20 protein-coding genes are annotated in these 21,674 nt (G+C 61.5%); 11 read left to right on the top strand and 9 right to left on the bottom strand.

Translation table 11 applies throughout. From position 1 onward, the window contains the following. Positions 1 to 105: 105 nt before the first annotated feature. Positions 106 to 1,113 carry a threonine ammonia-lyase, biosynthetic gene (gene ilvA / locus FBY02_RS00640; protein WP_144921855.1) on the bottom strand — a complete coding sequence of 336 codons (1,008 nt, stop codon included), beginning with the start codon at positions 1,111 to 1,113 and terminating at the stop codon, positions 106 to 108. A gap of 243 nt (positions 1,114 to 1,356) precedes the next feature. Beyond that, complete coding sequence (locus tag FBY02_RS00635) at positions 1,357 to 2,478, bottom strand: TetR family transcriptional regulator (RefSeq protein ID WP_178115343.1); 1,122 nt, start codon at positions 2,476 to 2,478, stop codon at positions 1,357 to 1,359. A 151-nt stretch (positions 2,479 to 2,629) separates the two neighbouring features. Here FBY02_RS00635 and FBY02_RS00630 point away from each other — a divergent pair, with 151 nt between their 5' ends. Then, positions 2,630 to 3,841, top strand: coding sequence for a multidrug effflux MFS transporter (locus FBY02_RS00630; protein ID WP_144921850.1), 1,212 nt, complete (start codon positions 2,630 to 2,632; stop codon positions 3,839 to 3,841). A 59-nt stretch (positions 3,842 to 3,900) separates the two neighbouring features. Next, entirely contained in the window at positions 3,901 to 4,605 is a 705-nt protein-coding gene (locus FBY02_RS00625; RefSeq protein ID WP_144921847.1) for an SDR family oxidoreductase, read from the top strand. Positions 4,606 to 4,738: 133 nt separating this feature from the next. Here the strand turns inward: FBY02_RS00625 and FBY02_RS00620 are convergent, their stop codons facing one another. After that, positions 4,739 to 5,887 carry a PQQ-dependent sugar dehydrogenase gene (locus FBY02_RS00620; RefSeq protein ID WP_144921844.1) on the bottom strand — a complete coding sequence of 383 codons (1,149 nt, stop codon included), beginning with the start codon at positions 5,885 to 5,887 and terminating at the stop codon, positions 4,739 to 4,741. Positions 5,888 to 5,919: 32 nt separating this feature from the next. Then, on the bottom strand, positions 5,920 to 6,261 hold the full coding sequence (locus tag FBY02_RS00615; RefSeq protein ID WP_144921841.1) for a hypothetical protein: 342 nt from the start codon (positions 6,259 to 6,261) through the stop codon (positions 5,920 to 5,922). Positions 6,262 to 6,484: 223 nt separating this feature from the next. Here FBY02_RS00615 and FBY02_RS00610 point away from each other — a divergent pair, with 223 nt between their 5' ends. Both FBY02_RS00610 and ligD read left to right on the top strand, forming a co-directional pair. After that, positions 6,485 to 7,375 (top strand): Ku protein, encoded by an 891-nt coding sequence (locus FBY02_RS00610; RefSeq protein ID WP_144921837.1) that lies wholly within the window; start codon positions 6,485 to 6,487, stop codon positions 7,373 to 7,375. A 33-nt stretch (positions 7,376 to 7,408) separates the two neighbouring features. Then, entirely contained in the window at positions 7,409 to 9,367 is a 1,959-nt protein-coding gene (gene ligD, locus FBY02_RS00605) for a DNA ligase D (protein WP_144921833.1), read from the top strand. 33 nt (positions 9,368 to 9,400) lie between these two features. Here ligD and lpxO read toward each other — a convergent pair whose 3' ends face one another. Next, entirely contained in the window at positions 9,401 to 10,300 is a 900-nt protein-coding gene (gene lpxO / locus FBY02_RS00600) for a lipid A hydroxylase LpxO (protein ID WP_144921830.1), read from the bottom strand. A gap of 399 nt (positions 10,301 to 10,699) precedes the next feature. On the opposite strand from lpxO, the gene FBY02_RS00595 reads away from it, so the two are divergent. Both FBY02_RS00595 and FBY02_RS00590 read left to right on the top strand, forming a co-directional pair. Then, complete coding sequence (locus FBY02_RS00595; RefSeq protein WP_024781069.1) at positions 10,700 to 12,286, top strand: ABC-F family ATPase; 1,587 nt, start codon at positions 10,700 to 10,702, stop codon at positions 12,284 to 12,286. 291 nt (positions 12,287 to 12,577) lie between these two features. Continuing rightward, entirely contained in the window at positions 12,578 to 13,771 is a 1,194-nt protein-coding gene (locus tag FBY02_RS00590; protein ID WP_144921827.1) for an MFS transporter, read from the top strand. Here the strand turns inward: FBY02_RS00590 and FBY02_RS00585 are convergent. After that, positions 13,765 to 14,802 (bottom strand): dienelactone hydrolase, encoded by a 1,038-nt coding sequence (locus FBY02_RS00585; RefSeq protein ID WP_144921823.1) that lies wholly within the window; start codon positions 14,800 to 14,802, stop codon positions 13,765 to 13,767. The two genes, FBY02_RS00590 and FBY02_RS00585, sit on opposite strands and share 7 nt — an antisense overlap. 289 nt (positions 14,803 to 15,091) lie before the next feature. Continuing rightward, entirely contained in the window at positions 15,092 to 15,700 is a 609-nt protein-coding gene (locus tag FBY02_RS00575) for an FMN-dependent NADH-azoreductase (RefSeq protein ID WP_144921816.1), read from the bottom strand. A 128-nt stretch (positions 15,701 to 15,828) separates the two neighbouring features. Here FBY02_RS00575 and FBY02_RS00570 point away from each other — a divergent pair, with 128 nt between their 5' ends. Both FBY02_RS00570 and FBY02_RS00565 read left to right on the top strand, forming a co-directional pair. Further along, positions 15,829 to 16,737, top strand: a complete 909-nt coding sequence (locus FBY02_RS00570; protein ID WP_144921813.1) for a LysR substrate-binding domain-containing protein — start codon at positions 15,829 to 15,831, stop codon at positions 16,735 to 16,737. Then, on the top strand, positions 16,734 to 17,087 hold the full coding sequence (locus tag FBY02_RS00565; RefSeq protein ID WP_144921810.1) for an MmcQ/YjbR family DNA-binding protein: 354 nt from the start codon (positions 16,734 to 16,736) through the stop codon (positions 17,085 to 17,087). The genes FBY02_RS00570 and FBY02_RS00565 overlap by 4 nt, the downstream gene beginning before the upstream one ends. Positions 17,088 to 17,089: 2 nt before the next feature. Here the strand turns inward: FBY02_RS00565 and FBY02_RS00560 are convergent, their stop codons facing one another. Further along, complete coding sequence (locus tag FBY02_RS00560; RefSeq protein ID WP_144921807.1) at positions 17,090 to 17,518, bottom strand: DUF1294 domain-containing protein; 429 nt, start codon at positions 17,516 to 17,518, stop codon at positions 17,090 to 17,092. Next, positions 17,515 to 18,345, bottom strand: coding sequence for an undecaprenyl-diphosphate phosphatase (locus FBY02_RS00555; RefSeq protein ID WP_144921805.1), 831 nt, complete (start codon positions 18,343 to 18,345; stop codon positions 17,515 to 17,517). The genes FBY02_RS00560 and FBY02_RS00555 overlap by 4 nt, the downstream gene beginning before the upstream one ends. 249 nt (positions 18,346 to 18,594) lie before the next feature. Here FBY02_RS00555 and FBY02_RS00550 point away from each other — a divergent pair, with 249 nt between their 5' ends. From FBY02_RS00550 to FBY02_RS00540, 3 genes are all read left to right on the top strand, one after another. Then, on the top strand, positions 18,595 to 20,229 hold the full coding sequence (locus tag FBY02_RS00550; RefSeq protein ID WP_144921802.1) for a methyl-accepting chemotaxis protein: 1,635 nt from the start codon (positions 18,595 to 18,597) through the stop codon (positions 20,227 to 20,229). 181 nt (positions 20,230 to 20,410) lie between these two features. Next, complete coding sequence (pnuC, locus tag FBY02_RS00545; protein ID WP_144921799.1) at positions 20,411 to 20,974, top strand: nicotinamide riboside transporter PnuC; 564 nt, start codon at positions 20,411 to 20,413, stop codon at positions 20,972 to 20,974. Next, complete coding sequence (locus tag FBY02_RS00540; protein ID WP_144922602.1) at positions 20,971 to 21,495, top strand: AAA family ATPase; 525 nt, start codon at positions 20,971 to 20,973, stop codon at positions 21,493 to 21,495. The genes pnuC and FBY02_RS00540 overlap by 4 nt, the downstream gene beginning before the upstream one ends. The last annotated feature ends 179 nt before the right edge of the window (positions 21,496 to 21,674 follow it).

Below are 21,674 nucleotides of genomic sequence, written 5' to 3'. Positions count from 1 at the left end.
GCAGACCGCAATCACTTATTGCTGTCGAAGGCTAGAGTAGCCCCATTTTGCAAAGGCAACCCCGGGCATCCGTCGGGTATTTGAAAAAAGCGATGACAGGTCATTTCATACCATTTCGACGGCGGCGCGCTCAGCCACATGGCGCAAACTGTCGAAATTGATGTTGGCCCCGGAGTCAATGGCGATCAAAGTCTGCCCCCTTACACCGGTACGAGCGACGTACTGTTTGATGCCCGCTACGGCCAGGGCACCGGATGGTTCGGTGATGGAACGGGTATCGTCATAGATATCCTTGATCGCAGTACAAAGCTGGTCGTCACTGACGGTTATCACCTCGTCGACACAGAAGCGGCAGACTTCGAAGCCATGGGCGCCGATCTGCGCCACGGCGACACCATCGGCGAAGGTGCCCACGGCAGGGAGGATGACTCGCTCTCTGGCGGCCAGCGCCGCCTGCAGGCAAGCGGAATGCTGCGATTCCACACCGATGATGCGGACTTCCGGACGCAGGTATTTAACGTAGGCTGCAACCCCAGCTATCAGTCCGCCACCGCCGACCGGGACGAAGATGGCCTCCAGCGCACCGGCGTGCTGGCGCAGTATTTCCATGGCGACCGTGCCTTGGCCGGCGATGACATCCGGGTCATCGAACGGTGAAACGAACTCTCTACCGGTCTGCCGGGCCAGCTCCAGAGCATGTGCCAGGGCGAACGGAAAACTCTCGCCATGCAGCAGCGCCTCGGCGCCCCGGTTGCGTACGCCCAGCACTTTCAGTTGTGGCGTGGTCACCGGCATGACGATGCAGGCCGAGATCCCCAACTCCCGTGCCGCCAGTGCGACCCCTTGGGCGTGGTTGCCGGCCGAAGCGGTGATAACCCCACGGGCCCGTTGCTCCGGCGTCAACTGCACGAGCTTGTTGTAGGCGCCGCGGATCTTGAAGGAAAAAGTCGGCTGCAGGTCCTCGCGCTTGAGCAGGATCCGGTTTCCCAGGGCTTCGGACAGCGCAGGAGCCGCTTGCAGCGGTGTACGTATGGCCAACTCGTACACCGGCGCGGCGAGGATCTTCTTAACGTAATGCTCTAGCAACGTTTGCTCGGGGCGGGAAGCGTTCATGGCGGTCTCCTTGTTCGAATCGGGCCCAGGAGACAGAAAGAAAAAACCCGCCTCAAGGGCGGGTTGGGTGCAGCCGTCAGCTAGCCCGCCAGATAGGAATGGCGGTAATAATGCTTGGCTGGCTGCACAATACGGTAGAAGTCATGGCCGGAAATTAGCCGGGCGCTGCTGGCAAGTCAATGGTGAATTGTTCTTGCCCAGTAATAATCCCTGTGGGAGCGAGCCTGCTCGCGAGGCGGTTTATCAGCCAACATCCTGGTTGCCAGAGACATCGTCGTCCCAAATGGGCCGCGCGACCGCACCCAACGTATCGCGAAGGGCTTCACAGCTGTCGCCGGGGATCCCGCAGGCCGCTTTAATTTTCTCGGAGACCGCCCAGAGCGGCTCCCGCAGTGCTTCTCCGGCGTCGGTCAGGGCTATCAACACCCGCCGTTCATCATCCCGGTCACGGGTCCGGGTCACCTTGCCCGATGCCTCCAGACGCTTGAGCAAGGGCGTAATCGTCCCGGTGTCCATGGCGAGCCTGGCACCCAGATCACCCACACTCCTGGGCGCTTCACTGAACAGCTCGAGCATGACCAGGTACTGCGGGAAGGTCAGCCCCAGGGGATCCAGTAAGGGCTTGTGCAGGCGAATCATGCGATTGGAGGCACTGTACAAGGCAAAGGACAATTGATTCCCGGCTTCGGGGGACGCATCCTGCAGCGCGCTATTATCTAGCACACTAGGTAATAGCAAGTCCGATCGCACAGTTTCAGCAGCGCCCTGCACTGCAGGAATTGCCACCCCCTCGCCTCGCCGATCGGCTTCGAGCAGCGAGTCCCGTGCCGCACGCAGGATCCGGCCGGACAGTGGCTGATCGTCGACCGCCCGGGCAAGCACCATCGCCCCCACCATCGTCGCGATGAAACCAATGGCCTGATCCTCACGGGACCGTCCACGCCGCCAGGGCAGGCTGGACCTGAATGACGCGACCATCCTGGCAACCCGATGGGTAAAGGAGCGACGCAGCCCCGGCTCGCGCGCTACCTCGATGGCCAGCGCAGATATGGCACAGCCCGCTTCTGGATGATCGCGGTGCCGCTCACTGAGATACAGGTCCAGGACGGCCTCCTTCGGAGCATCGCTGCCGGCGATAGTCTCATCGAGCTTCAGCGCCAACTGGTCCATCGCACGCTCGAGACTGGCGCAAGCCAGCGCATCCTTGGATTCGAAATGGGCGTAGAAAGCCCCATGGGTAAGGCCTGAAGCCTTCATCACCTCGGCGATGCTTGCTCCGGCGATGCCCCGGGCGCGAAAGAGCCGGGATGCCTCTTCCAGGATGGTCTGGTAACGCTCTGCGGTCAGGCCTGGGGAATATCTCATGGCGAATCCTGAATGATAGGGCTTGACGAATTGCATGACGATCATCATGCTTGATCAAAAATATGACAAGCATCATATATGACGGTAGAAATATCGGCCCATTTTATTAACCGCTGATTTGCGGCTACTCCACCTTTAAAGGCGCTACACCATGACCACCGCTCTCGCGAACGACGCTACACAGACGCTCAAGCCGCTGACCGGGCGAGTCGTGGCATTACTGGCCGGCCTGGCTGCCATCGGCATGCTTTCCACGAACATCATTCTCCCGGCGTTCCCGATCATCGGTGAAGACCTGGGCGTGAGTGCACGGGAACTGGGCCTGACGCTGTCGAGCTTTTTCATCACTTTCGCGTTGGGCCAGTTGGTCGTCGGGCCGTTGGCCGATCGTTATGGACGGCAGAAACTGGTGCTGGGCGGGTTGCTGATTTTCGTGGCCGGCACGGTTATCGGAGGCCTTGCCACCAACCTTGATGTGCTGATCGCCGGCCGCGTCGTCCAGGCGCTGGGTGTTTGCGCCACCTCGGTGTTGTCGCGGGCCATTGCCCGGGATCTGTTCGAGGGAGAAACCCTTGCCCGCGCCTTGTCCCTGACCATGATCGCCACCGCTGCTGCACCTGGTTTTTCCCCCCTGGCGGGCAGCGTGCTGTCGGCGGCACTCGGGTGGCGTGCCATCTTCATTCTGGTGGGGCTGGCGGCTGTTGCGCTCGCGCTTTTCTACCTTCGCGGCCTGGGAGAAACCCATCCAGCCGATCGCCGGGCACCGCTCTCGGCCATGCGCGTGATTCGCGCCTATCGCCGGTTGGCACTGGATAAGCGGTTCATCCTGCCGGCCGCTTCGATGAGCCTCCTGATGAGCGGGTTGTTTGCTTCATTCGCCGCGGCCCCCGCCATCCTGATGAAAGGGATCGGCCTGACGTCATTGCAAACCGGGCTGTACTTCGCCGCTACGGTATTCGTCGTATTCGCCGCCGGCATGGCGGCCCCCCGCCTCGCCCATCGCCATGGCCCTCGCATCATCACCCTCCTGGGCATTGCTTGCGCCATGGCCGGCGGGGGCATGCTCCTCGCGGGTCCGGCCGATCCAAGCCTCGGGCGCTACGCCCTGTCGATGGTCACGTTCCTCTGGGGTATGGGACTGGCCAATCCGCTGGGCACCGCCATCACCATGGGACCTTTCGGCAAAGAGGCCGGAATGGCCTCCGCACTGCTCGGCTTCATCTCTATGGGCGCTGCCGCACTGAGCACCTGGCTGGCCTCGGTCTTGCCTTTCGCACCGGTCACGGCCCTGGGTGGCATCCAGGCCCTGGCCTGCATGATTGCGCTGGTCTTGTTCGTTCTGCGAGGCAGTCCCGCCAAGTAAACCCGCCAAGGCGCTGGTGCGCCGCTTTGTTCCTTTTCGTCAACAACTGGAGACTCAACATGCAAATCAAAGGCAGCGTGGCGCTGGTAACCGGCGCCAACCGTGGTTTAGGCAAGGCTTTCGTACAGGCACTCCTGGCGGCCGGTGCGGCCAAGGTCTATGCCGCTGCACGGGACCCGGCGACAATCGAAGCCCAACCCAACGTGATTCCCATCAGACTCGACGTCACCCGCCCCGAAGACATCGCGGCCGCCGTCGCAAAAGCGCCAGACCTGACGCTCCTGATCAACAACGCAGGCGTAAGCGGAATGGAAGGCCAGCAACGAGGCATCAGCCTGGAAACCCTGCGCCATGAATTCGAGATCAATGCCGTTGCGCCCCTGGCGACCAGCCAGGCCTTTGCGCCGATCCTGGCGGCGAACGGCGGTGGCGCCATCGTCAACATGCACTCGGTCCTGAGCTGGATCAACCTACCCGATACCGTCACCTATTCGGCAAGCAAAGCGGCTGCCTGGTCGTTGACCAACGGCCTGCGCCTGCACCTGGCCGCTCAGGGCACATTGGTAGTGGGTGTGCATGTCGCATTCGTGGACACCGATATGACGCGACGCATCGAAGGCGTGCCAAAGGCATCGCCGCATGATGTGGTCCAACGGGTGCTGGAGGGCGTGATCAACGATCAGCCGGAAGTGTTGGCTGACGACACGAGCCACCAGCTCAAGCAGAACCTGAGCAATGGCGTCTACTTGCGGCCGATTTCGTAACAACTTCGGAACCATACCCTGTGGGAGCGAGCCTGCTCGCGATGGCGGTGTATCAGTTGATAAAAATACCGACTGACACACTGCTCTCGCGAGCAGGCTCGCTTCCACAATTATAATCTTCCTTCTGGATGGGTCATTTGAGCCCGACTTTATACAGCGCACCGTCGTCTTCATCCGTCAGCACATACAGGTACCCATCCGGCCCCTGACGCACATCGCGGATCCGCTCCTGGAGATCGCCCAACAGACGCTCTTCGTGCACGACCTTGTCCCCTTCCATCTGCAGGCGGATCAGGTTGCGGGACACCAACGCACCAATGAAGACGTTGTGCTGCCAAGGCTTGAAACGCTCGTTGTCATAGAACGCCATGCCACTGAGGCCCGGCGAGACTTGCCAGACATGGTGCGGGCCAAGCGTGCCCTCGGCGCTCTTGCCCTTGGCTTCGGGAATCGGCGCACCTGAGTAGTTGATGCCGTGGGTCGCCAGCGGCCAGCCATAATTCTTGCCGCGCTCGATGATATTCAGTTCATCGCCGCCCTTGGGCCCATGCTCGTTCTCCCACAATGTGCCGCTCCAAGGGTTGAGTGCGGCCCCTTGGGGATTGCGAAGGCCATAGGACCAGATCTCGGGACGGACATTCTTCTGACCGACAAAGGGGTTGTCATCCGGCACCTTGCCATCCGGGTAGATGCGCACGACTTTGCCTTGCAGCTTGTCAAGATCCTGGGCCGTCGGGCGGTCGTTGTTCTCCCCCAGGGTGATGAACAGATAACCCTCGCGGTCGAAGACCAGCCGCGAGCCGAAGTGATTACCCGTGGAAAGCTTGGGCTGCTGACGGAAAATCACATCGAAGTTCTCCAGGCTTTTCAAATCTTCGGAGAGCTGCCCGCGCCCCACGGCGGTACCGGCCTTGCCGTCTTTGCCAGCCTCGGCGTAGGAAAGGTATACGGTGCGATCCTGCTTGAAATCCGGCGACAACACCACGTCCAGCAAGCCGCCCTGGCCGTTGGCCCATACCTCAGGTACACCGCTCAGTGGCGCCGACAGCTGACCATCGGGGCTCACCAGGCGCAGATTGCCCGGTCGCTCCGTGACCAGCATGCCCCGCTGCCCCGGCAGGAATGCCACGGACCAGGGATGCTCCAGGCCCCTGACCACGGTGGTCACCTCCACGGTGCCCTCTTCGCTCTTCAATACCTGGGTTTGCGCGGCCCCGGCCGGCGCGGCAAGGATCAGGATGGCGCTGGCGCAGAATGCGGCCCGGAGTGTTTTACGCAACATGCACGCTTCCTTCTGTGATGGGAACAAGACGACTAGCGATTGCTGCCATTCGGATTCCTGGGTGGCGTACCGGATTCAATGGTAGGCCTGGGCGAACCCACCGGCGGCCCCGAACGTGGATAGCCGTTGCCGATGCCGCCGTTTTCCAGGGTCGGCCGAGGAGGCACCGGCACCGTCGGGTTGTTGTGGATCGTCGGTACGTTGGGCTGGGTTCCCTGCATGCTGTTGGGATTGGCCCGACGGATGGGATTGTTATAGGGGTTATTGTTGCCCGGCAGGTTCTGGGCCACGATCACAGGGCCCTGGCCAGGTGTCGCGGCCTGAGCGACGGCGCTCAACAACAGCGTGGTGATGGCGAGTACGAGCCTGTTCATCGGTACCTCCTGCTTCGCGGAAATCGCTCAGGGATATCGAAAACACGCTACCGCGCAGGTTCACGCTTGTTAAGCGAAATATCCGGTTGAAGATGTAACGAGGCTTCTCCGAGAGAGAACCGCTGGTACGCCTTGGCCCCGTCGCCAGCCGGCGCCCGATGGAAACTTTTTCAAAGGCAGGAAGGTCACCAGAGAGAACCCTTCACGGCAAGGAAACTGCTCCATGGCACGGGCAATCTGGAAAGGCGCAATCAGTTTCGGGCTGGTCCACATCCCCGTGGCGCTGGTCTCGGCGACGTCGTCCCAAGGTGTGGATTTCGACTGGTTGGACAAGCGCAGCATGGATCCGGTGGGCTACAAGCGGGTCAACAAGGTCACGGGCAAGGAGGTGGCCAAGGAAGACATCGTCAAGGGCGTCGAGTACCAGAAAGGCCAATACGTGCTGCTCAGCGAAGAGGAAATCCGCTCTGCCCACCCCAAGTCCACCCAGACCATCGATATCTTTTCCTTCGTCGACAGCGAGAAGATCCCGCTGCAGAACATCGATACGCCCTACTTCCTCGCCCCCGACAAACGTGGCGGCAAAGTCTACGCGTTGCTTCGCGAAACCCTGATCAAGACCAACAAGGTGGCCCTGGCCCACGTCGTGCTGCATACACGCCAACACCTGGCGGCGCTGATGCCCCTGGAGTCGGCCCTGGTACTGGTGATGCTGCGCTGGCCGGCAGAGGTGCGCGGGTTGGACATTCTGGAACTGGGTGAAGAGGTCACCAAACCGAACCTGGTCAAAGGCGAGCTGGAAATGGCCAAGCGTCTGGTGCAAGACATGAGCGCCGACTGGGAACCCCAGGACTATCGGGACAGTTTCCAGGACAAGATCATGGAGCTGGTGGAGAAGAAGGCCAACGAGGGCCGGCTCGAAGCGGTGGAAACCGACCCGGGCGAAGAACAGCGCAAGACGGCCGACGTCATCGACCTTACCGAACTGCTCAAGCGCAGCCTGGGCAGCAAGGGCAAGCCAGCCGACAAGCCCGCCACAAAAACACCTGCAAAAACTGCAAAGACCAATAAATCCGCTCCAGCCAAAAAAGCCACCAAGGCCTCCCGGGGCTGAACCACGGACGTTAGTGATACAAGGGAATCTGTCATGGCCAAGGCCGATCGTGAATCTGCCCCTACTTCCGAAAAAACCGAGAACAGCCGCCCCCAACCGGGTCGCAGAGAACGCCTCCCCGAGCGACTGCCGCCGCAACTGGCAACGCCCGTGGAGCAACCGCCCTCCGGCGAATGGCGCTATGAAGTCAAATTCGACGGCTATCGGCTGCTGACCCGCATCGAGGATGGCGAAGTCCGCCTGTTCAGCCGCGACCACGAGGACTGGACCGAACGCCTCAAACTGCATGCCCAGGCCCTGGCCGAGCTGAACCTGGGAGACAGTTGGCTGGACGGCGACCTGGTTCTGCTCGACGAAACCGGCCAGTCCGACATGGGCGCCCTGCGCGACGCCTTTGAAATCGGCCGTACCGTGGACATGATCTACGTGCTGTTCGACGCCCCCTTTCTCAACGGCGAGGACTTGCGTCAGACCCCCGTGGAAGAGCGACGGTTAGCCTTGAGAAAAGTCCTCAAGCATCACGGCGGCAAGCGATTGCGCTTCTCCGAAGCCTTTTCCGCCAGCGAGGATGAGATCCTGGAAAGCGCCAGCGCCCTCTCGCTGGACCGTGTGGTCGGCAAGCGCCAGGGCAGCCCTTATGTGTCACGGCGCAGCAGTGACTGGGTCAATCTGAAGTGCCGGCTGCGCCAGGCCTTCGTGATCGTCGGGTTCACCCGGCCGCAAGACAAGCGCAACGGCTTCGGAGCCTTGTTGCTCGCAGTCAACGAACCTACGGGCCTGGTGTATGCCGGCCGGGTCAGCAGCGGGCTCAGCCGGGATGAAGTCAAACGCTTGCAGGAGCGACTCTCCGAACAGGATGCTTCGCCCCTGGCCAAACCAGTCAACCCGACCCAGCGGCGCGGCGTGCAGTGGGTCGAGCCTGACCTGGTCTGTGAGATCGAGTTCACCGAATGGACCACCAGCGGCCTTGTACGCCAAGCCGCCGTCGTGGCGCTGCTCGAAGATATGCCAGCGAACAAGATTGTCCGCGAGCACCCGCTGCCGAAAAAAACCAGGACGCCGGAACCCAAGCGCGGTGGCAAGAAACGCGAGGTAGACGTCGGCGGTGTGAAAATCACCCATCCCGAGCGCGTCATCGACAGCGTCAGTGGCGTGCAGAAAGTCGAACTGGCGCAGTATTACGCAGACATCGCCCCGTGGATCCTGCCCCACCTGAAACAGCGCCCTGTCGCGCTGTTGCGCGCACCGGACGGAATCGGCGAAGAACAGTTCTTTCAGAAACACGCCGATCGCCTGGAGATACCCCATATCAAGCAGTTGGATCCGGGATTGGACCCGGGCCATGCCGCGCTGATGGAAATCGACAGTCTCCAGGCGCTCATCAGCGCGGCGCAGATGGGCACGGTGGAACTGCATACCTGGACCGCCACCCACGACCGGATCGAGACGCCGGACTTGTTTGTCCTGGACCTGGACCCCGATCCGTCGCTGCCCTGGAGCGCCATGCTCGAGGCCACCCGCATGACCCTGTCGCTGCTCGATGAGCTGGGCCTGCAGGCGTTCCTCAAGACCAGCGGCGGCAAAGGCATGCACATCGTCGTGCCGCTGGCGCGCAGCGAAGGCTGGGACGCCACCAAGGCCTTCGCAAAAGCGATCTCACAGTTCATGACCCGCCAGATGCCCAAGCAGATCACCGCGACCATGGGGCCCAAGAATCGGGTCGGAAAGGTATTCGTTGATTACCTGCGTAATGCCCGGGGCGCCAGCACGGTCGCCGCGTATTCGGTACGCGCCCGACCGGGCTTGCCGGTATCGGTTCCGATCGCCAGGGCCGAACTCGGCAGCTTGCGTAACGCCCAGCAATGGGATGTCCAGACAGTCCTTGAACGAGTCAGGGGCCTGGGAGCCGATCCATGGGAAGGTTACAGCCATCGCCAACGGATCACCGCCAGGATGTGGGAGCAGCTGGACGCAGAAAAGCCCGGTGAGTGACACATGCCAGCTCCTACCGGGCCAGACAGAGCCTCAGATCCAGATGAACACAGCCAACAGGCCACCGAAGAATGCCCACTTCTGGAGGTAATACAGTTTTCGGTTGCGCTTCTTCAGCGCCTTGCCCTGCAAGCGAATCTTGTAGAGCCTGGAGAACGCCCGATTCAATCCGCCCGTCTTGTCACCGGCATCGTTTGGTGCACCGGCCGCCGCCATCACGGTACGGCTGAACCAGCGATTGAACGCGGTCGCCCAGCGAAACCGCATTGGTCGCTCGACGTCGCAAAACAGAATGATGCGGTTCTGGGAAGTGGTGTTTTCGGCGTAATGGATGAAGGTTTCGTCAAAGATCACCGCCTCGCCATCGCGCCAATGGTATGACTCGCCATCGACGTTGATATAGCAACCGGCATCGTTGGGGGTTTCCAGGCCCAGATGGTACCGATACGACCCGGCGTAGGGATCGCGGTGTCGAACCAGCCTGGAACCTGGCGGCAGCTCGGCGAACATCGCCGCCTTGATCGAACCGATGCTCTGCACCAGCTCGGTGGTGCGTGGACACAGCTTCATGGCCGAGGGGTGGCTGTCGCCGTACCATTTCAGGTAAAAGCGCTTCCAGCCCGTCTTGAAGAACGAATTGAAACCCACATCATCGTATTGATTTGACCGCTTGATCGCCCCCGCTTGCAACAGGCCCTGGCCCTCGGCGCGAATCTCTTCCCAGTGGGCCTGCAAGGGGCTCAGGTCAGGGAAGTCCATCGGGCTCAGGTATGGCTTGTTGGGCAGTTTCGAACATAGGTACAGCAGGCAATTGACGGGCGCCAGGAAGGACGAATGGTCGCTTAGCTGGCGTCCGAGCTTGTGTCGCACGCGTCCGCGCAGGTGCACATAGCCGATGGACAGGATGTAGATCGCAGCAATGATGAGTTTCACGGAGTCCGTCACACAACAGGGGTGATCAGTTCGCGTCCCTTGGCCAACCAAACGGCAGAAGAGACACATCAAGAAAGATGGCATTTTAGTCACATGCTGTAACTGAAAGTTATCCTCATTTGTGAAAAACTGTCTTGCCCGGGCAATACCCTATCGTTAACGCGGCCAGATCAGTACAATCGCCGCCAACTATGCGCCCCCCTTTTGGCCGACACCGTGAACCGGTTTCGCGCACATCCATTCGGGCTCGGCGCTTCGTATGCTGCTGTCCTCTTATGCCGGATGGACCCTTGCGCCTGTGACCGCACTGCCTTTGCACGGTTGCGGATCGGCGCAGACAGGTACTGAACAGGTACTGCCGCACCCTTAGCTACTCTGAATGTTCCGCAGGATAAACCTTTGATCTCTACAGCTAACATCACGATGCAGTTCGGCGCCAAGCCGCTGTTCGAAAACGTCTCTGTCAAATTCGGCGCGGGCAACCGCTACGGCTTGATCGGCGCCAACGGTTGCGGCAAGTCGACCTTCATGAAGATCCTCGGCGGCGACCTCGAGCCGTCCGGCGGCCAGGTCATGCTCGAGCCGAACGTGCGCCTGGGTAAACTGCGCCAGGACCAGTTCGCCTACGAGCAATTCACCGTCATCGACACCGTGATCATGGGTCACGAAGAGCTGTGGAAGGTCAAGGCCGAGCGCGATCGCATCTACTCGCTGCCGGAAATGACCGAAGAAGACGGCATGGCCGTGGCCGAGCTGGAAACCGAGTTCGCTGAAATGGACGGCTACACCGCCGAATCCCGCGCCGGTGAGCTGTTGCTGGGCCTGGGTATTCCGTTGGAGCAGCATTTCGGCCCGATGACCGAAGTCGCACCAGGCTGGAAACTGCGGGTATTGCTCGCCCAGGCGCTGTTCTCCGATCCGGAAGTGTTGTTGCTCGACGAACCGACCAACCACCTGGACATCAACACCATCCGCTGGCTGGAAAACATTCTCACGGCGCGTAACAGCACCATGATCATCATTTCCCACGACCGGCACTTCCTGAACAGCGTCTGCACCCACATGGCCGACCTGGACTACGGCGAGCTGCGCCTGTTCCCTGGCAACTACGACGAATACATGATCGCGGCGACCCAGTCCCGCGAGCAGTTGCTGTCGGACAATGCCAAGAAGAAAGCCCAGATCGCTGAACTGCAGACCTTCGTCAGCCGCTTCTCGGCCAACGCCTCGAAAGCCAAGCAAGCCACCTCCCGCGCCAAGCAGATCGACAAGATCCAGCTCGCCGAGGTCAAGCCATCGAGCCGCGTAAGCCCGTTCATCCGCTTCGAGCAAAACAAGAAACTGCACCGCCAGGCGGTAACCATCGAGCGCATGTCCAAGGGCTTCGATGGCAAGACCCTGTTCAAAAACTTCAGCTTCACCGTCGAAGCCGGCGAGCGCGTGGCGATCATCGGCCCCAACGGCATCGGCAAGACCACCCTGCTGCGCACCCTTATGGGCGAGCTGGCCCCGGATGCCGGCTCGGTGAAGTGGACCGAGAGCGCGGAACTGGGCTACTACGCCCAGGACCACGCCCATGATTTCGCCGACGATGTCAGCCTGTTCGACTGGATGGGCCAGTGGACACAGGGTGAACAGATGATCCGTGGCACCTTGGGCCGCATGCTGTTTTCCAACGACGAGATCCTCAAGTCGGTCAAGGTCATTTCCGGTGGTGAACAGGGCCGCATGCTGTTTGGCAAGCTGATCCTGCAGAAACCGAACGTACTGGTGATGGACGAACCGACCAACCACCTGGACATGGAATCCATCGAAGCACTGAACCTGGCGCTGGAGAACTACCCGGGCACGCTGATCTTCGTCAGCCACGACCGTGAGTTCGTTTCGTCCCTGGCCACCCGCATCATCGAACTGAGCGCGGACGGTGTGGTCGACTTCAGCGGTACTTATGACGACTACCTGCGCAGCCAGGGTGTGATGTTCTAAGAGCAGCACTGAGCTGCAAGCTGCAAGTGAAAAGCCCTGTCCAATGTGACGGGGCTTTTTCATTCAGGCGATCAAGATGCCCTTGTGGGAGCGGGCTTGTTCGCGAAAGCGGTCCGTCAGCCAACATTTTATAAACTGACACACCGTCTTCGCGAGCAAGCCCGCTCCCACAAGGGATTTGTGGTGACCTTCAGTTCGCCACTGCCATCCGCACATTTAGTTAGCCAGCTTTCTTTTCTTCTCACCCCGGGCCATGATGAAGCTCTTCTGCCGCCGCCCGCGAACGAGCCCATGTCTAAGTCGCAAGCCACTCCCAGCTCCCTGTCGATCACCCTGCAGATCGTCTCCATCGTGTTCTACACCTTCATCGCCTTCCTCTGCATTGGCCTGCCGATTGCCGTGTTGCCGGGGTACGTCCATGAGCAACTGGGCTTCAGTGCCGTAGTGGCCGGCCTGACCATCGGTTCACAGTACCTGGCGACCCTGCTCAGCCGCCCCATGGCCGGGCGAGTCTCGGACAGCGTCGGGACCAAGCGGGCGATCGTATACGGCTTGTCGGGCATTGTGCTCAGCGGCGTGCTGACGTTGATTTCCACCTTGCTGCAAAGCCTGCCAATGCCGAGCCTGGTGATCCTGATCGTCGGCCGCTTGTTGCTTGGCGTGGCCCAGGGCTTGATCGGCGTTGGCACCATCAGTTGGTGCATGGGCCAGGTCGGCGTGGAACATACGGCCCGCTCGATCTCCTGGAACGGCATTGCCTCCTACGGCGCCATTGCCATCGGCGCCCCGCTGGGGGTGGTGATGGTGGGCGACCTGGGCTTCGCCAGCCTGGGGATCGCGCTGTCACTGCTGGCCGGTGCGGCGCTGCTGTTGATCCGCAACAAACCTTCGGTGCCGGTGGTCCGCGGCGAACGCCTGCCCTTCCGGGCGGTATTCGGACGTATTGCGCCATACGGGGCCAGCCTGAGCCTTGCCTCGATCGGCTACGGCACCCTCACCACATTCATTACCCTGTTTTATGTCAGTCGTGGCTGGATCGGCGCCGCGTGGTGCCTGACGGTATTCGGCATCTGCTTCATTCTTTCGCGCTTGCTGTTCATTTCCAGTATTGCCCGCTTCGGTGGCTTCAACTCGGCTATCGCGTGCATGAGCATCGAGACGTTGGGGCTGGTGCTGCTCTGGCTGGCGCCTTCCCCTGCGTTCGCGTTGGTGGGTGCCGGGCTGGCGGGTTTCGGGTTGTCGCTGGTGTATCCGGCGCTCGGGGTAGAAGCCATCAAGCAGGTGCCGAACACCAGCCGTGGCGCGGGGTTGAGTGCCTATGCGGTGTTCTTCGATCTGGCCCTGGCGATTGCCGGGCCTTTGATGGGAGCGGTGGCGTTGAACCTGGGTTATTCGTCGATCTTTTTCTGCGCCGCCTTGCTGTCGATCGCCGGGCTGGGGCTGACCCTGCTGCTGCGCCAACGCGCAGAAAAAACCGCTTACTGATCGGCGGTACGCATACCCGCGCGGGTCGGCTTGCCCAGGACCTGGCTGAAGAAACGCCCCGCTTCGGAGATCATGGTGCGGTGGATATCCTTGCGATCGACGCCATCGGCATCGGTGCACAGCGCAGGCATCGCGGCAATCTGCTCCTCGGTGCATGGCGCCAGGAAGACAAAATGCCCTGCCCCGGCCAGGGTCTTGAAATCCGGCGCGGTGGGCAGCTTGCGGGCCAGCGCGGCGGCATTCTTGTCGAAGGCCACCAGTTTGTCGCCATCGCCGCTGTACAGCAGCACCGGCACATGGACGTCGGCCAGGGTATGGCGACCGAACTTGAGGCTCAACGGCGCCATCAGCAGCAAGGCCCGGACCCTGGGGTCGGCCATCGGTTGCAGATCGTCGCGGTCGGCAATCAATTCGCCTTGGGTGTTGCAGGCATCACGGTCGTCCGGCCGCTGCTGGCAATACCGGCGCAGGCGATTGAGGTCCGGCGTGGCGCCGGACAGGATCAGTGCGGTTTCCCCACCGGCGGAATAGCCGATCACCCCCACCTGCCCGGCATTGACGAACGGCGACAGCATTGGATCGTTCAGCGTCGCGGTGATGGCCTCGGAAATCTGGATCGGCCGCCCGTAGAGGTTGCTCAGGGTACCCAGGCGGCTATGGTCCTGGGCATTGTCGCCAGGGTGGATCACCGCGACCACGACGAACCCCTTGCGCGCCAGTGAGGTCGCCAGGTCGTGCAGGGCCAGCGGTGTACCTGTGTTGCCATGGGACAACATCAACATCGGGAAGCGGCCGATGGCAATCTGGGCATCCGGTGCGGCGTCGATCTGATAGCCGCCCAGTTGGGTGGTCTGCTCCCTGGCGGGGGACGGATAGAACGCAATGGCGTGCATTGGCTGCTGATCCAGCGGATCGAGAAAACTCAGCTCATGGAAGCCGGCACTCCAATGGGGGTGCAACGCTGGTGCCGCCTGCACCGTAACCAGGCTGCCGAGCAGACAAAGCAATATCCCTGCACCAAGACGTCTCATCGAATCATCCACCTTCACCAGCGGACAGGAAGGCCCCGTCGCTCGCTGCCTGGACTTGCATGACCTGCGCCAGAAGCCCGATGAGCAGAATACAGCGTTTTACGAAGGTTTCGATATTCATCAATGTGAAAGGGGGTGACGCAACTTTCACCGCCCCCAAAAACCAATGTGGGAGCGAGCCTGCTCGCGAAAGCGGTGGGTCAGTCAGCATTGATGGGACTGATATACCGCTATCGCGAGCAGGCTCGCTCCCACAGGGATTTCAGAGCCTGATGGATCTGTGCGGGCCTTACGCTGCAGCGAACTGTTCGCCGATCTGCGCCTTGGCTTCGCTCATGGCCTTGTTGCGCATGTCATCACCGTAGGCCAGGCCCTCGGCGCGGACGATTTCGATGTCGGTGATGCCGAGGAAACCGAACATATGTTGCAGGTAATCCTCATGGGCCACGCCACTGGGCTTACCGGCGTGCAGGCCGCCAGCCGTGGAAACAATCACCAGCTTCTTGCCACCGCACAGGCCTTGTGGACCGGCCTCGGTGTAGCTGAACGTCTTGCCGGCGACGGCAATCCGGTCGATCCAGGCCTTGAGCTGGGTCGGGATGGTGAAGTTGTACATCGGTGCCGCGATCACGACCGCGTCCGCCGCGAGGAACTCAGCCAGCGCAGCGGCGCTGAGGTCGGCTTCGTGCTGCAGCGCGGCGTCACGCAATTCGGCGCTGGTGCCGGCGGCAACCAGCGTCTGTGCGGAAAAGTGACTGATCGCATCGGCGGCCAGGTCGCGATAGGTCACCACCACGTCCGTTTCGGCGGCTTTCCAGGCCTCGACCACCTCACGGCTCAATTGGCGGGAAGCGGAGTTGTCACCGAGGATGCTCGAATCGATGTGCAGAAGTTTCATATGAGTGCTCTCCAATGAGGATCGCTACCGGGCGATCGAATGGAGACCATCCTACCGATGAAACCAATGGCCGATTAGCCAGCAATGATGCGATAGTTCGTTCCACTGACAGGACAATCGAGCCCGACATGCAAGACCTTAACGATCTCTATTACTTCGCCAAAGTCGTCGAAGCCGGTGGCTTCGCGGCAGCCGGACGGACCCTGGGCATCCCCAAGTCGCGGCTGTCCCGACGTATTGCCGAACTGGAAGACCGCCTCGACGCCCGCCTGCTGCAACGCACCACCCGCCAATTGAAACTGACAGCGGTGGGCGAACGTTACCTGCGCCATTGCCAGGCCATGTTGCTGGAGGCGGAAATGGCCGACGAAGCGGTGGCAAGCATGTCCAGCGCGCCCCGTGGCCGGCTTCGGGTTTCCAGTCCGGTGGGGCTGGCCCACGAAATCCTGGCCGGGGTGGTGGCCGATTTCCTGGAAAAATATCCTCAGGTCCAACTGGAGATGATCCTGGTCAATCGCCGCGTCGACCTGGTGAGTGAAGGCATTGACGTAGCGTTGCGCGTGCGTGACCTGGGTGACGAAGATCCGTTGTTGATGACTCGCCGCTTGCGTCAGGCACGGTTGATCATGGTCGCCAGCCCGGCCTTCGTCGAAGGGCGGCGGATCGAGACCCCCGAGGATCTCAAGCAGGTCCCGGTGCTCGGCGCCCTTGAAAGCGACCGCCTGGTGCACCTGCGCCTGCATAGCGCCGGCGGACAGGTTGCCGAACTGGCCCTGGAGGCTCGCCTGGGCATTGACGATTTTATCGTGCGACGCGCCTGCGTCCTCGCCGGCCTGGGCTTTACCTTGTTGCCGAGCATGTATTGCGAGCAAGAGTTGAAGGACGGCACACTGGTGGAATTGCTACCGGGATGGTCGCTGCCCGATGGCTGGTTGCAGGCGGTCTATCCCCATCGACGCGGCATGTTGCCGGCGGTACGCGCATGGCTCGACCATCTGGTGGAGGCCTTCAACCTTTGTGGAGAAAGGACGATATGAGTTTGAGCGAAGAGGATGTCGCACGGTTTTGCCTGGGCCTGCCTGGCGCCAGGGAAGATTACAAATGGGGTGGCGTGCGGGTGTTTTCCATCGCCGGGAACAAGATGTTCGCCCTGCAGGGCCTGCGCAGCGACTCATTGGCGTTCAAGGTCGACAAGGACCTGTTCCTGGGACATTGCGACCGCCCCGGCATTCATCCTGCCCCGTACCTGGCGCGAGCCCAATGGATCATCATGCACACGCCCTACCCCCTGGGCGCCGAAGAACTGCACAACTTGCTGCGACGCTCCCACCAACTGGTGGTCAGCAGATTGCCCAAGCGCACCCAGGTCGGCTTGTTACTGCCGTGACGTCAAACCCAGGCCAGCAGATGGCCGCCCAGGAACAACTGGTCGACCCAGAACGCTTGGTGCAGCAGCACGATGAACCAGAACACCACCTGGAACGACACCTTGCGGGTCTTGTGTCGAAAGACCTGTTGGGCCAGCAACGCCCCCGGCCAGCCGCCGGCCAGCTCCACGGCGTGCAGTACGTTCTCGGGGGTGCGCCAGGCGTCGGAGCGCGCCTTGCGCTTGTCACTCCAGTACAGCAGGAATGCCACGACGCTGACGACTCCATAGGCCGTCAACGGCACCCATGACGCTTCCTGCAGCCCTAGCAGCAGCGAGCCCGTCAACGGCAGCGCGCACAGCAGCGCGAACACGATCAACTTGAGCCGCAGGTTCTGCACCACCCCTCCGGTATGGCGAGCGGCGTGCCTGCGAGTGCCGGAATCGTTCATGGCCGGGCGGTCGCCCAATCGACCCAACCGAATTGCCAGGTCGCCAGGATCAACAAGCCGAACACGATCCGATACCAGGCGAACACCGCATAGCTGTGGCTGGCGATGAACCGCAGCAGTCCCCTGACCGCGATCATGGCGAAGATGAACGCGGTGACGAAACCGATGGCGAACACCGGGAAATCCGCCGGTACGAAGAGCGCACGGTACTTGTAGCCCGAATACACAGCCGCACCCACCATGGTCGGCATGGCCAGGAAGAAAGAGAACTCGGTCGCGGTCTTGCGCGAGAGGCCGAACAGCAACCCGCCGATGATGGTCGAGCCGGAACGGGAGGTGCCGGGAATCATCGCCAGGCACTGGGCCATACCAACCTTGAGTGCATCCTTCCAAGTGATCTCGTCCACCGTTTCGGCGTGTACTTCATGCTGGCGCTGCTCGGCCCACAGCATGATGAAACCACCCACCACCAGCGCGGCGGCCACGGTGATCGGGTTGAACAGGTATTCGTGAATCAGATCGGCAAACAGCACGCCCAGCACCACGGCAGGCAGGAAGGCGATCAACAGGTTGGCGGTAAACCGCCGGGCCCCGGGCTGGGTGGGCAGACCCAACACCACAGCGAAGATCTTGCGCCGGAACTCCCAGACCACCGCCAGGATCGCGCCCAACTGGATGATGATGTTGAACGCCATGGCCCGTTCCCCGCCGAACCCGAGCAAGTCGGCGGCGATGATCTGGTGCCCCGTGCTGGATATCGGCAGGAATTCCGTCAGCCCTTCTACAATGCCAAGAATCAGTGCCTGAAAGGCCGTCCACAAATCCATTCATCCCCCAAAAGAGCCCCGTCGGACAGGCTCTCATCGATAATCAAAGTGTTATGCCATGATGCACGGCGGGTGCACGATACCCGCGCCCTTCCCCAGAAAACCAATGAAAAATCCAAGGCAGGCTCAGGTTTTGCGTTGCGAGGCCGAAATCCTATCAGACAAGCCCTCATAACACTGCCGCGTTATGACCCAGGGGGCAATCCACCGGCCGTGGATGACAAGAACAAGAAACTGGAGTGACAGCGTATGAATAGCTTGCGCAATGTGTCGATCAGCCGACGCTTGTGGCTCATCCTCGTCGTGGCCATCCTGATGGTATTCACCTTGGGCGCCCTGATGCTGAAACAGATCCACAGCGATCTCTATCAGGCCAAGGTGCAGAAAACCCAACATGTGGTCCAGACCGCCAGTGGCGTGCTGAGCTATTACCACGGCCTGGAAACCGCCGGCACCCTGACCCGCGAAGCCGCCCAGAAGCAGGCCCTCAGCGCCGTGCGAGGCTTGCGCTACAACGAGACGGATTATTTCTGGATCAATGACCTGACACCGGTCATGGTCATGCACCCCACCAACCCGAAGCTCGAAGGCCAGAATCTCTCGGCGATCCGCGACCCGAACGGCTTCGCGCTGTTCAACGAAATGGTCAGCATCGCCAAGGCCAAGGGTGCCGGGATGGTGAACTATCTGTGGCCGAAGCCGGGTGCCGAGGCACCGGTTGGGAAAACTTCCTACGTCAAACTGTTCGAGCCCTGGGGCTGGATCATCGGTTCGGGGGTGTACGTGGATGACGTACAGGCCGAGTTCCAGGCTCAACTGATCAAGGCCTCGTTGATCGGCCTGTCGATCGTATTGATCATGAGTCTGCTGCTGACCCTGATCGTGCGCAGCATCGTGCGGCCCCTGCAGGAAACGGTGAATGCCATGGCCAATATTGCCAGCGGTGAAAGCGACCTGACCCGCACCCTCGACACCCACGGTCAGGATGAAGTCACCCAACTGGCCCGACACTTCAACGCGTTTACCACCAAGTTGCGCCAAGTAGTAGGTCAGTTGCAGGATTCAGCCAGCGCGCTGGGACAGTCGTCCAATGAGCTGGGGAGCGACGCCGCCCAGGCCCAGGAACGCAGCCAGCAGCAATCGCAGCAGATGGAACTGGTTGCCACGGCGATCAACGAAGTGACCTACGGTGTGCAGGACGTGGCCAAGAACGCCGAACACGCCGCCAGTGAAATGCGCGACGCCGAATCCCAGGCCCAGCAGGGCCAGGTCAATATCGACGGCAGCTTGCAGCAGATCGACCGTCTTTCCCAGACCATCGACCAGGCGGTAGAGGTGATTCGTACCCTGGCCAGCGAAAGCACCCAGATCGGCAGCGTGCTGGAGGTGATCCGCTCCATTGCCGAGCAGACCAACTTGTTAGCCCTCAACGCGGCGATCGAGGCCGCTCGCGCCGGGGAACAGGGCCGGGGCTTTGCCGTGGTGGCCGATGAGGTGAGGTTGCTGGCCCAGCGCACGCAGAAATCCACCGCCGAGATCCAGGGGATGATCGAGCGTCTGCAAACTCACTCCGAAGCCGCGGTGAAAGTCATCGGCGACAGCAGCCGTGCCTCGCAACTGACCATCGAACAAGCAGGCCTGGCGGGCGCCAGCCTCAACGCCATTGGCCAGGCCCTGCGTAATCTCAACAGCCTGAACGCCTCCATCGCCAGCGCCACCTTGCAACAGGCCCACGTGGTAGAGGACATCAACCAGAACGTCACCCAGGCCGCCGGCCTCTCCCACAGCACCGCCCTGGCAGCGGAGCAGTCGAGCCTGGCAAGTGCACGCCTCAAGGCGCTGAGCGAACAGCTGAACAGCCTGCTCAAACAGTTCCGGGTTTGAAGCTGACCCGCCGCCATCGCGAGCAGGCTCGCTCCCACAGGGGTCTGCTGGCGACCAACCCGGAAATCTTGTGGGAGCGAGCCTGCTCGCGATAACGCCGGCACGCCCAACATTGATGTTGGAGCTGCCCCCACCATACCGTTTACAATCGCCCCCCTTTTCCATTCCCCAAGGAACCGCCATGTCCGGGCTTGAACTGTTTGCCGCAGCCCTCGGCGTGATCGCTGTCTGGTTGACCGTCAAACAGAACCCCTGGTGCTGGCCGATCGGCCTGGTCATGGTGTTGCTGTACAGCTGGATTTTCTACGACGTGAAGCTGTATTCGGACATGCTGCTGCAAGTGGTCTACGCCGCACTGCAACTGTACGGCTGGTGGCAGTGGACCCGTGCCGGCCAGCGTCACGACGGACGCCAGGTCACACGCCTGGGCGGACCGTCGGTGCTGCTTGGCCTCGCGGTCGGCGCAGCGGGCAGTCTGGTGCTGGGCGCTGCCATGGCGCACTGGACCGACGCCGCCCAACCCTGGCTCGATGCGGCGCTCACCGGCTTCAGCCTCGTGGCCCAGTGGTGGATGGCGCAGAAACGCGTGCAATGCTGGCCTTTATGGATCGCCCTGGACGTGATCTTCGTCGGCCTGTTCATCTACAAGGGCCTGCACCTGACCGCCGCGCTCTACGCCTTGTTCACCCTCCTGGCCGTGCAGGGCTGGCGGGAATGGCGCGCCGACCCGGCCCTGCGCGCATGAAGGTGGTGGTCTTGACCGGCCCCGAGTCTGCCGGCAAGAGCTGGCTGGCGACGCAGTTGCAGGAACGCTTCGGTGGCTTGCGGGTGGATGAATATGTCCGCCACTTCATGGAGCAATACCCCCGCGACACCTGTCTGGATGACATCACCGAGATCGCCAACGGACAATTGGCCTGGGAAGACGCAGCCCGTGCCCGGCTGCCGGCGCTACTGATCCTCGACACCCACCTGTTGAGCAATATTCTCTGGAGCCGGACCCTGTTCGGCGATTGCCCGGACTGGCTGGAGCCGGCCTTGCTGAGCCGTCATTACGACCTCCATCTGTTGTTGAGCCCCGAGCAGGTCGAATGGACTGGCGACGGTCTGCGCTGCCAGCCTGAGCTGGCGCAACGCCTGCAATTTTTCGCGGCCATCGAGGATTGGCTGGTCCGGCACCAGCAACCTTTCCAGGTGATCGAAGGCGATTGGGCGCAGCGCCAACGCCAGGTGTTCGAAGCCGTGAGCCAACTGCTCCAGGACTGAACAGTCGCCCGCCGGGCGGAATGCCGGCACAGCGCCATCCTGTTCCATTCCTGAAACATTGTCGTCGCGGCAAACCCGGACCCAACGCTGTTTCAGCGGTTTGCCATCCTGACTGTCAAGTCACTGAAACACCCCGTCAAGCGCCTGGATCCAGAGCCATTTGACAGCAGCTGGCCAGT

It is taken from the genome of Pseudomonas sp. SJZ078 (genome assembly GCF_007828255.1).
In the GTDB taxonomy this organism is placed as follows: Bacteria; Pseudomonadota; Gammaproteobacteria; order Pseudomonadales; family Pseudomonadaceae; genus Aquipseudomonas.
Note: the sequence above shows the minus strand (reverse complement) of the source record. Positions and strands in the feature narration are given on the sequence as shown.